The 9,924-nt window shown below is 69.9% G+C and carries 8 protein-coding genes and 2 pseudogenes; 1 reads left to right on the top strand and 9 read right to left on the bottom strand.

Annotated elements, in window-relative coordinates:
- The 4 genes and pseudogenes from I4I78_RS25210 to I4I78_RS25195 form a co-directional block, all read right to left on the bottom strand.
- Window positions 1-464, bottom strand: a pseudogene (locus tag I4I78_RS25210) (hypothetical protein); the annotation flags it as partial.
- Window positions 461-811 carry a helix-turn-helix transcriptional regulator gene (locus I4I78_RS25205; protein ID WP_308252348.1) on the bottom strand — a complete coding sequence of 117 codons (351 nt, stop codon included), beginning with the start codon at window positions 809-811 and terminating at the stop codon, window positions 461-463. The gene I4I78_RS25205 and the pseudogene I4I78_RS25210, both read right to left, overlap by 4 nt.
- Complete coding sequence (locus I4I78_RS25200; protein ID WP_308252347.1) at window positions 811-1,863, bottom strand: tyrosine-type recombinase/integrase; 1,053 nt, start codon at window positions 1,861-1,863, stop codon at window positions 811-813. Before I4I78_RS25200 ends, I4I78_RS25205 begins: the two co-directional genes overlap by 1 nt.
- A 256-nt stretch (window positions 1,864-2,119) precedes the next feature.
- Window positions 2,120-3,238 carry a hypothetical protein gene (locus I4I78_RS25195; RefSeq protein WP_218613974.1) on the bottom strand — a complete coding sequence of 373 codons (1,119 nt, stop codon included), beginning with the start codon at window positions 3,236-3,238 and terminating at the stop codon, window positions 2,120-2,122.
- A 561-nt stretch (window positions 3,239-3,799) separates the two neighbouring features.
- Between I4I78_RS25195 and I4I78_RS25190 the strand changes: the two genes are divergently transcribed.
- Window positions 3,800-4,576, top strand: coding sequence for an SDR family oxidoreductase (locus I4I78_RS25190; protein WP_218613973.1), 777 nt, complete (start codon window positions 3,800-3,802; stop codon window positions 4,574-4,576).
- Between the two features lie 90 nt (window positions 4,577-4,666).
- On the opposite strand, the gene I4I78_RS25185 is transcribed toward I4I78_RS25190, so the two are convergent.
- The 5 genes and pseudogenes from I4I78_RS25185 to I4I78_RS33030 all read right to left on the bottom strand — a co-directional run.
- Window positions 4,667-6,967: a cation-translocating P-type ATPase gene (locus I4I78_RS25185; protein WP_218613972.1), complete on the bottom strand. Its 2,301-nt coding sequence runs from the start codon at window positions 6,965-6,967 to the stop codon at window positions 4,667-4,669.
- A complete protein-coding gene (locus tag I4I78_RS25180; protein WP_218613971.1) occupies window positions 6,967-7,965 on the bottom strand; it encodes a hypothetical protein in 999 nt (332 codons plus the stop codon). The genes I4I78_RS25185 and I4I78_RS25180 overlap by 1 nt, the downstream gene beginning before the upstream one ends.
- A gap of 68 nt (window positions 7,966-8,033) precedes the next feature.
- Window positions 8,034-8,243 carry a heavy-metal-associated domain-containing protein gene (locus tag I4I78_RS25175; RefSeq protein ID WP_218613970.1) on the bottom strand — a complete coding sequence of 70 codons (210 nt, stop codon included), beginning with the start codon at window positions 8,241-8,243 and terminating at the stop codon, window positions 8,034-8,036.
- 103 nt (window positions 8,244-8,346) lie between these two features.
- A complete protein-coding gene (locus I4I78_RS25170) occupies window positions 8,347-8,628 on the bottom strand; it encodes a metal-sensitive transcriptional regulator (protein ID WP_218613969.1) in 282 nt (93 codons plus the stop codon).
- 253 nt (window positions 8,629-8,881) lie between these two features.
- Window positions 8,882-9,103 (bottom strand): annotated as a pseudogene (locus I4I78_RS33030) (carboxymuconolactone decarboxylase family protein); the annotation flags it as partial.
- Window positions 9,104-9,924: the final 821 nt, after the last annotated feature.

Genomic DNA, 9,924 nt, shown 5'->3' with positions numbered 1-9,924 from the left:
CGCGGCGCCCGGTTGGGGCCGGTGGTGCGACACAGGTCGTGGGCGCCGCACCGCTGGCAGGTCAGCACGGGTGCCTGGTGGCAGGTCGGGCACAGGTCCGGGCTGGTCGCGGTGGCGCGGACGGCGACGCGGCGGGTTCGTCCGCAGCCCCCGCAGGGTCGTCGCGGGTGGCTCACGCAGCGCGCGCACAGGGTCTGGCCGGTCGTGCTGCGAACCGCGGCCGGCCCGGTCTTGCCGCACTGCTGGCAGCGGTGACGGGGGGCGTGATGGCGGGCGTAGCAGGTCCCGCAGAGCGGCGAGCCGTCGCGGGCGCGGGCGTTGACCGGGCGGGCGCGGTGGCAGCCGCTGCACTCCCGCCAGGTCGCGGGGTCGCGGTTGCGGCAGGTCGCGCAGCGCGCCGCGCCGTCGACACGGTCCTTGACCCGCCGCGCCCGGCCGCAGAACGCGCACTCGGCGATGCTCACGGCTGCTCCCGCACGATCCGGGCCCTGGTCGGGGTGGACGGACGCGGCGCGTCGGTGTTGTCGGGCTCGCCGGGTCGGTCGCCGGAGGCGGCTCGGCGGGTGCGTTTCGCGCCTTCGTGCGCGTCGGTGCTGATCAGATCGGCGGGGGTGACGCCGAGGATGTCGCAGAGCGCGGCCAGGACCTGCATGTTCAGCCGTTCCGGGGTGCCGGTGACCAGCCGGTAGACCTGGGTGTAGTGCAGCTCGATCCCGCGTTCGGCCAGCAGCGGCACCAGGTCGGTGGTGGCGAACATGCCGTGCTCGGCCATCAGCCGGCGCAGGTTCCAGGTGTAGCTCACGGTGCGCATCAGCGGTCCCCGTCCTGGTGGTCGTGCGTTGCGGTGTCCTGGCCGAGGCCGGCGTCGAGCGCGCGGCGCAGCATCTGGTTCTTGTGGTCGCCGCTGACCCCGGTGTAGAGCGCGGTGGTCGATCCCCACCGGTGACCGACCTGCTGCTGGACGAAGAACGGGTCGAACCCGTCCTCGATCAGGTGCGTGACGTAGGAGTGGCGCAGGCAGTGCGGGTGCAGCTCGGCGGGCAGGCCGAGCTCGGTGCGATACTGGGCGAAGCGGGTGTCGATGTAGGCGGGTCGGATCCGGCCGCCGCGTTCGGTCGGCCACAGCGCCGGGCGGGCGCCCGGCGCGTAGCGCGGGCGGATGTGCTCGAGGTACTCGGTGAGCACGTCGACCGACCAGCCCATCACGGTGAGCACGGTGCGGCGCCGCGGTGGGCTGCCGCGCATCGCCTTGCCGTAGCGGACGTTGCACGCGCCCATGCGGCCGAACTCCGGGGCCTTGGGGTTGCGGGTGAAGTCGGCGACGTCGAGCATCGCGGCCTCGGTGCGGCGCAGCCCGTAGGCGTAGATGACTTTGAACAGGGTGGCGTCGCGGAACGCCGCGACCGAGCCCTTGCGGCCCAACCGGTCGGCCGTGGTGACCTGGTCGTCGGCGTAGTCGAAGAACTTCTGCAGCTCGACGCGGGTGAACGGGCGAACCTCGGGCCGGCCTTCGTGATCGGCGGTGTGGCGCACCGTGTTCCACTCGTGGCAGATCTGCGCCGGGTGCGTGCCGAACCGGCGCAGGCACTCCTCACCCCAGCCGTAGCGGCGATCGACGAGGTAGCCCATGAACATCGCGACCGCGTTCTGGTAGTAGCGCACCGTGGAGTGCGACCGCGGGCTCGGCCCCGAGCGCAGCGAGCAGACCCAGTCCTCGATGTCGCCCGCGGTCCACTCCCACGGCCAGGTCTGGGCGAACCCGGCGAAGCGGCGCACCACCGCCTCCCGCTGCGAGATCGTGATGATCGACAGGTAGCGGCTGGACTGCTGCCCGCACCAGCCCGCCACCATCGCTTCGAACACCGCCTGTTCCGGCCGTAGATGAGCGACATTTCCGGCCAGCTCCAGATGTGCTGCACCGGCGATTTCGAGCGGTTCGACCACCACTACACCTCCTTGCATCGGATGCAGGAAGCTAGCAGTAGATGCAATGTGCCCGGCGTAGGGGCTGGTAGAGGCACCCATCAGGGAGAGGCGCTGCGGACCGTCGTTACCGCTGATACCAGGCCGAAAGGCAGATACTGGTACCCGAATCTTGCATTCAGTGGAATTATGCATATTATCGGGTGAAACTGACATGGAGGTGGTCGTAGTGGCCGCCGACCGGATCGTCTGCGTCGTAGACCCCGCCGCCTGTGTAGGGAAGACCCCAACCATCACGATCGGGGTCACCAGGGGACCAGATCCGACCTTGCCAGATCACGTAGGAGACCTGCAGTGCCTCGGCGTTGTCACGGAACCACTGGGCGGCGCGCCACCCGTTCGTCAGATCTGTCTCCTTGGCGAACGCGCCGGCGTCACCGGGAAAGAAGTCACAGCCCTTGCCGAGTGGATGATCGCTGGTCGGGTTCGCGGGCCGCGCGGCGTAACAGCCGGTCGAACGGATCATCGGGCCTCGCCGGAGCCCGCTAAATGCGATGTCGGCCTGCGCCAGTGCTGCGCGAGTTGTCGGCGTGACGCACCCCTTGGTGGTCGGGTCGTCCTCGACACATCCATCGCTCCTGACTCCTTCGGGTGCCGTTGCGGGCGCGCCAGCAACGACGTCGGCGCTGCGGCACGCCCCGCTCGATGACGTCCCGACGCTCAACGCGTCCGGCTGGGCGCTGCCGATCTCCGCGAGCAGGTCGGCCGCAGTCTGCTCCCACTTTGCGTACGCAGTGGGGAAGGCCGATCGTTGAACGCTTTGTGCCGCCTGCCACAGCGGCATCTGGGTCCACTCGGGCACCGCCAGCAGTCGCTGAAAGAACTGGGTTGCGGCATACCGCGGCTCTCGGACCTGAAGGGGGCTCCCCCATCCCTGCGACGGGCGCTGCTGGAACAACCCCAACGAGTCTCGATCGCCGTAGTCCAGGTTGCCCAGACCCGATTCTTGTAGGGCGGTGGCCAACCCCACCCACAGTCCCCGTTCAGGTACGGCGAGCTCACGGCCGGTCGCCACTATGATTGCGGCGTTGCGGCGTTGGTCATCGGACAGCCCGCTGCCTCCGGCAGCATCGATCGGTACCTCCGTCGGCTCCGGTAAGCACCTCCCCAGCTGCTGTCCCGGGGTCAGCAGCACCATCGCCGCGAGCGCCACCACAACTCCACCTGTCGCGATCACGGCCAGGACGACGACCAGGACCAACAGACGTCGGCCAAGGCGACGCAGTGCAAGTCCCGCGTGCTCGAGGTCGTTCATCAGATTCCCGCCCGGCCGTCCGCCAGAGCGCTCGAGGTCATGGGAACGGCCCTTCCCGTTGCCGTTACGTCACGCCTTCCGCCGGAGTCGAGGAACGAGCCCCGGGAGTAGATCTACTGTCGCGCTACCGAGACAGTAGACGACCGGCGGGTGTGCTGCGGGCAAGCTCGGACGGCGCAGCCGCGACGGCACTAGTGATGGGGTTCACGATCACCGGCCCGAGATCGTTCCTCTGGCCCCCGCGGGTCGCGGGTGTTGAGCGGGCACTCCGGTCCCGGCGAGCAGGCTCCCAATCCCCTGGGCGTCATCCAGCAGCGGGGTACGGCCCCTGGCGGTCGCCCTCAAGCACTCACCGCGGTCTCGGACCCGACAGCCTGCACCGACCTCCTGATCGCCACCGCGGGGGGTCTGTTCCGTTCGCAAGATGCCGGCCGATCCGTCGTCCCCCTCGCCTGACATCCGTGTCGCCCTGGCGGGGCCCGGCGGTCGCTTCTCAGCGAGGCCTCAGCATCTACGTACTTACTCAGTAGTTTCACAGTCGAGCGGACATAACGTGCAGACATGCCCACTGCAGTCATCACCGGGGGGACCCGGGGTCTCGGTGCCGCGTACGCGCACCACCTCGCCGAGCGAGGATTCAACCTGGTGCTCGTCGCTCGTGACCGACCGCGTCTCGACGCTGTCGCCGAGCAGCTCGGCCGCAGGAGCGGCGTGATCGTCGAAGCGATCGCGGCCGATCTCACGGACCCGCGGGAGCGGGCACTGGTCGAGCTGCGCCTCACCGACCCGGATCGCCCGGTCGAGCTTCTGGTGAACAATGCCGGCACCGAGTGCCCGGAGGTGTTCGGGGCCGCCGCGCTGGACTCGCTGCTCTACGAGGTCGACCTCAACATCGTCGCCCTCATGTGCCTGACCCGTGCGGCTCTGCCAGACATGACGGCGCGCGGGCGCGGAGCCGTCATCAACGTGGCCAGTTTCGCCGGATACCTGCCGCCGGGCGGCTGCGCCTACGGCGCCAGCAAGGCGTGGGTACTCACGTTCACCGACACCGTTGCCGCGTCGCTGTCGGGCACCGGGGTCCGGATGCTGGCGGTGTGCGCCGGTCGTATCCGCAACGAGGCGACCTCAGCGCCTGAGCGCTCACCGCTGTGGCTCACCCCCGAGCAGGTCGTTCGCTCCTCGATGATCGATCTGGCGAAGGGGCGGACGCTGTCGACGCCGGGGTGGCTTTACCGCGGGCTGGTGTCGGTCCTGGAGTCGCCGCGATCGGCGCTGCGGCTGGCCGCAGCTGCGGCTGGGCGAGGGCGTGAGCGATGCGCCCGACTGCCTGATTCGTAGGCTTCGGCTGCGGGACAACCCGGACACGAGGAATCCCGCGTTGGTAGGCGGGTCGACCGGCGACCTGGTCGACCCGCCTACTGAGGACCCCTACCTGACCTGGCCGGTGAACCGGCGCAGCCGCAGGCTGTTTCCGACCACGAACACCGAGCTGAACGCCATCGCCGCTCCAGCGATCATCGGGTTGAGCAGACCGAACGCAGCCAGCGGGATCGCCGCGGCGTTGTAGCCGAACGCCCAGAACAGGTTGGTCTTGATCGTCCTGAGGGTCTTGCGGGAGAGGCGGACGGCGTCGGCGGCAGCTCGCAGGTCGCCGCGGACCAGGGTGATGTCCGAGGCCTCGATCGCGACGTCGGTGCCGGTGCCCATGGCGAGGCCGAGGTCCGCCTGGGCCAGTGCCGCGGCGTCGTTGACGCCGTCGCCGACCATGGCCACGACCTTGCCCTCACCCTGCAGGCGTTCGATCACGGCGAGTTTGTCGGCGGGCATGACCTCGGCGATGACGGTGCCCGGTCCGACGGCGATGCCGACCTCGGCTGCGACCGACTCGGCCACGGCACGGTTGTCACCGGTCAGCAGGACCGGGGTGAGCCCGAGCAGACGGAACTGTTTGATCGCCTCGGTGGAGGTGTCCTTGATCGTGTCGGCGACGACGAGCACCGCGCGGGCTTCGCCGTCCCACGCCACCGCGACCGCGGTGCGGCCGCGGGCTGCGTCGGCGTCGGCGGCCTCGGCCAGAGCGCCGGTGAGCGGCACCGACCACTGCTCGAGCAGGCGGGGCCGTCCGACGATCACTGCGTGACCGTCGACCACGCCCTGGACACCGAGTCCTTCGTGGTTGGTGAAGTCCTCGACCCCGGGGAGCTCCCCGGTGCGTTCGGTGGCACCGGTCGCGATCGCCGCGGCGATCGGGTGCTCGGAGGCCTTCTCCAACGCCCCGGCCAGCCGCAGCGCGGTGTGCTCGTCTACTCCCTCGGCGGTGTGAACGTCGGCCAGAGACATCTTCCCGGTGGTGACGGTGCCGGTCTTGTCCAGCACCACGGTGTCAATCCGGCGGGTCGACTCCAGCACTTCCGGGCCCTTGATCAGGATGCCCATCTGGGCGCCGCGACCAGTGCCGACCAGCAGGGCGGTCGGGGTGGCCAGGCCCAGCGCGCAGGGGCAGGCGATGATCAGCACCGCGACCGTGGCGGTGAAAGCTGCCGTCGCACCGACGCCGGATCCCAGCCAGAAACCCAGGGTCACCGCGGCGACCGCGAGGACGATCGGGACGAACACGCCGGAGATCCGGTCGGCGAGTCGCTGGACGGCGGCCTTGCCGTTCTGGGCGTCCTCGACCAGTTTCGCCATCTGGGCGAGTTGGGTGTCGGCGCCGATGCGGGTCGCCTGCACGACCAGACGGCCGCCGGCGTTGACGGTGGCGCCGACGACGGTGTCGCCGACCTGCACCTCGACCGGGACCGACTCACCGGTGAGCATCGAGGCGTCGACCGCGGAGCGGCCCTCGACGACCTGGCCGTCGGTGGCGATCTTCTCGCCGGGTTTGACCACGAACCTGTCCCCGGCCGCGAGCTCGGAGGTCGGGATCCGCTTCTCGACAGGACGCCCGTTCTCCTCGCGCAGGACGGTGACGTCCTTCGCGCCCAGTTCGAGCAGGGCACGCAACGCGGCTCCGGCCCTGCGCTTGGAGCGCATCTCGAAGTAGCGTCCGGCGAGCACGAAGGTGATCACGCCGGCGACGACTTCGAGGTAGATGTTCCCGGCCCCGTCGGTGGGCGACACCGAGAGCTCGAACGGGTGCGTCATGCCGGGCGTGCCGGCGGTGCCGAGGAACAGGGCATAGGCCGACCAGATCATCGCCGCGGTGGTGCCCATCGAGATGAGCGTGTCCATCGTGGCGCCGCCGTGACGCAGGTTTGTCCAGGTGGCGCGGTGGAACGCCGCGCCACCCCAGGCCCACACCGGTGCGGTGAGAACCAGTGAGAGCCACTGCCAGTAGGTGAACTGCAGCGGCGGGATCATCGCCATCGCGACGACGGGTGCGGCGAGAACCGCGGAGACCACCAGCCGGTGCCGCAGCGCGCGGAGCGCGGTGGTGCCCTCGTTCTCGTCTTGTCCGTCGGGGGTAGCGCCGGTCGGCTCGGATGGTGGGGTGGGCAGTGTCGCGGTGTACCCGGCGGATTCGACGGCGGCGACGAGCTGCTCGGTCGCAATCGAGCCGGTCGCGGTCACCTTGGCCTTCTCGGTCGCGTAGTTGACCGTCGCGGTGACCCCGTCGAGCTTGTTGAGCTTGCGCTCGACCCGGTTCGCGCAGGAGGCGCAGGTCATCCCGCCGATGGCGAGCTCGACCTCTCCGACCTTGCCGCCGGACTGCGGGAGTGTCGTGGTCATCAGTGGCCTCCCTCGCTGTGCGTGTGTCCGGCCTCGGCCGAGGGGGCCGAGCCGGCGGGTGCCGCCGCGGCGATCGCGCCGGTGGTCGGAACGGTGAACTGCACGGTCCGAACCTCGGAGCCGTGCCGGAAGTCCAGGAACAGTCGGTAGGTGCCCGCGGTGGGTACCTCCGCAGCGAACCGGATCTGGGGGCCGGGGGTCGTGGCGCCGTCGCCGGGGACGCCTTCGGGGTGGACGTGCAGGTAGCCGAGGTCGCCGCCACGCAGCGCCACCAGGTGCCCATAGGCACCGAGGTAGGGCTGCAGATCGGTGACCGGGCGGCCGTTGCGGGCGACGGACAGGGTCACCTCGCTGGCCTGCCCGGGCTTCAGATCTCCGTCGAGCCGGACCTGATATCCCCCAGGCGCGGTCGCGACGCGGTTGGGCTTCGGAGCTACCGGCGTGAACGCCCCGGGGGCGAACAGGTCGGCCCGCAGCGTGGTGGCCTCCCCGCCGCCGGGGGTGAAATCGGCGAAGGCCCGGTAGGTTCCGCCGCCGGCGAGTGTCACCGGGGCGCGCCAGGTCCCGTCGGCGGACATCGCAGGGTGCACGTGCTGGAAGTCGGCGGTGTCGCTGCGGACCAGGATCAGGTGCATCCGCTTCTCGTGCTCGACGTCGAAGGCGGTGACCGGCTTCGAGTCCGGGCCGGTGATGCGGAAGGCGAGTTCGGTGGGCTTTCCCGGGGTCAGCGTCGTCGTGGCCGGTGCGAACGTGTAGCCGGCCTTGGTTGACGCCAGCCCGGCGGGCTGGGCGGTGTTGCTGGCAGGGGCCCCTGGTTCGGGGGCCCTGACCTCCGCGACGGCGCCGCTGTGGGATCCCCCGTGACCGACAGGACCGCTCTGGGCGGTCGGCTGCAGGTGTGTGGTGGGGGCATCGACAGCGGACCCGGTGACGTACGCGCCTGCACCGAGCAGGGCGACGGCCGCGCCGTAGGCGGAGAGCCGCATGGCAGTGTTCATGATCGACTCCTCGTGTCGTGCCCGGCGCGTCCGCGGATGCGGGCGGGGACCGGGCTGGTCGGGCTCTTCTAGGAGCCGGTCACCTCGTAGCCGGCTTCACGGACCGCGGCGCGCACGGCGTCGTCGGAGATCTCCCCGTCACTGGTCACAGTGACCGCACCGGTGGGCAGGTCCACGGCCACGTCGGTCACCCCGGAGATCTCGGTGACCTCCTCGGTGACCGAACTGACGCAGTGCCCGCAGGTCATGCCGGTGACGGTGTAGGTGGCGGTGCTCATGTTGCTGTTCCTTCCGGGTCGGTCCTGTTTCGTCGAGTGGGCAGGGTCGAGCGGGCGACGGCAGAGAGTGCCGTCGCCCTGTGGGATTCGTGGGGGAGGACCGTCAGGAACGGACCAGGCGCGCGATGGCCGCGCTCGCCTCCTCGATCTTCTCCTCGGCCATCTGGCCGCCCTCGGTGACCGCGTCGGTCACGCAGTGCTTGAGGTGCTCGTCGAGCAGGCCGAGTGCGACGGCCTCGAGTGCCTTGTTGACCGCGGAGACCTGGGTCAGGATGTCGATGCAGTACTTGTCCGACTCGATCATCTTGGTGATGCCGCGGACCTGGCCCTCGATCCGGCGCATCCGCTTGGTGTGGGATTCCTTGTTGTCGGCGTAACCGTGCATCGTGTTCCCTCCTCGAGCCTGCCTCAACAATACCCTTAGGGGGTATCGGCATCAAGCCGACGGGGAGCAAGGGGGTTGAGAGCCCGCTCACCAGGTTGAACGTCCCGGTGAGCACGTTGAGCGTGACGACTACGACGACATCGGCGATCTCGCGATCACTGAATCCGAGAGCGCGGAGTTCGGCGAGGTCGGCGTCGGGGATGGCGCCCGGGTTCGCGTAGACCTGCAGGCCGAACGCCACCGCAGCGGCGCCGGCGGGCTCGCGCGCGGAGCCCGCCCGGGCCAGTCGGATGTCGTCCTCGTCAAGTCCGACAGCGCGGGCGCCCGCCTCGTGCGCCTCCAGGCAGCGAGTACAGCCCAGTCGCGCCTGGACCGCGATCGAGATCAGTTCACTGCGCCTGCGGGCGAGCTGGACGCGCTTCACGTGCCGATTCAGGTCGAGATAGCCACCGAGCACGGCCGGGGAGTGGGCCATCGTCGAGACCGTCTCGCCGGGCGACCCGCGCCCGGAGAGCTCCCGGAGCAGGCGGCCCGAGGTCCCGTGGGCGGTGTCGAGGGTCAGCACGTCGAGCCGAGACATGGATCCTCCTGCTTGCCAGATACCCTACGGGGGTATCAAGCTATACACCCCCTTGGGGTATCACGGCAATGCAGCCCGGCCGACGCCGAGACTTGTCGCCGGGTGGGAGCACGGACCCTCAGCAGATCCGCTGGAAGTACCCTGCCGGGGTATGTAGGGTCTATCTCGTATATACCCCCCGCCCGTATCTGAGCGCGAAGGACGAAGGCATGTCCCGAATCTCGACCACCCGACGCCCCACCCCTGTCCCCGGTCCGTGGGCGGCCATCGTCGCCGCGGCGACGTCGGAACCCGGTCGCGCCATCGGGCGCTGCCTGACCGGATGCTTACTCACGGCGCTGAAGACCCGCCAGGCGACGGGTAGGTCTCGGACACCGGACTGCGGCGGCTGCCGGTGAGCCGCGACAGCGAGGCAACCAACCCGGCCTTCGACCGAGAGCTGGCGGCACGGTCACGCCGCTTGCTGGACAAGCGCGATACCTCGCTCTCGCCACGGTCTTCATCGACGGGATGCTCTGGTCGGCCGTGCTGCAGTACGCCTGGCTCGACTCGCCGCTGCGATTCGTGATCGGTTCCGCGGCACAGCCGTGACATCAGCGCACACCCGTTCGTGGCAAGGTCGTTGTTCCTCGGCGGTGCCGGGCAGCTCGCTCCGTAGATGATCGCCGGAGCGCAGTTCAGCGGCCGCTGCCGCGATGTCCGCGTTTGTGCAGCGA

The organism is Pseudonocardia sp. KRD291 (genome assembly GCF_019263595.1).
Lineage (GTDB): Bacteria > Actinomycetota > Actinomycetes > Mycobacteriales > Pseudonocardiaceae > Pseudonocardia.
Note: the sequence above shows the minus strand (reverse complement) of the source record. Positions and strands in the feature narration are given on the sequence as shown.

Coding starts and splice junctions, on each gene's coding strand:
- I4I78_RS25180 (WP_218613971.1), bottom strand. CDS start 7,965: ATGAACACTGCCATGCGGCTCTCCGCCTACGGCGCGGCCGTCGCCCTG.
- I4I78_RS25205 (WP_308252348.1), bottom strand. CDS start 811: ATGCGCACCGTGAGCTACACCTGGAACCTGCGCCGGCTGATGGCCGAG.
- I4I78_RS25175 (WP_218613970.1), bottom strand. CDS start 8,243: ATGAGCACCGCCACCTACACCGTCACCGGCATGACCTGCGGGCACTGC.
- I4I78_RS25195 (WP_218613974.1), bottom strand. CDS start 3,238: ATGAACGACCTCGAGCACGCGGGACTTGCACTGCGTCGCCTTGGCCGA.
- I4I78_RS25190 (WP_218613973.1), top strand. CDS start 3,800: ATGCCCACTGCAGTCATCACCGGGGGGACCCGGGGTCTCGGTGCCGCG.
- I4I78_RS25170 (WP_218613969.1), bottom strand. CDS start 8,628: ATGCACGGTTACGCCGACAACAAGGAATCCCACACCAAGCGGATGCGC.
- I4I78_RS25185 (WP_218613972.1), bottom strand. CDS start 6,967: ATGACCACGACACTCCCGCAGTCCGGCGGCAAGGTCGGAGAGGTCGAG.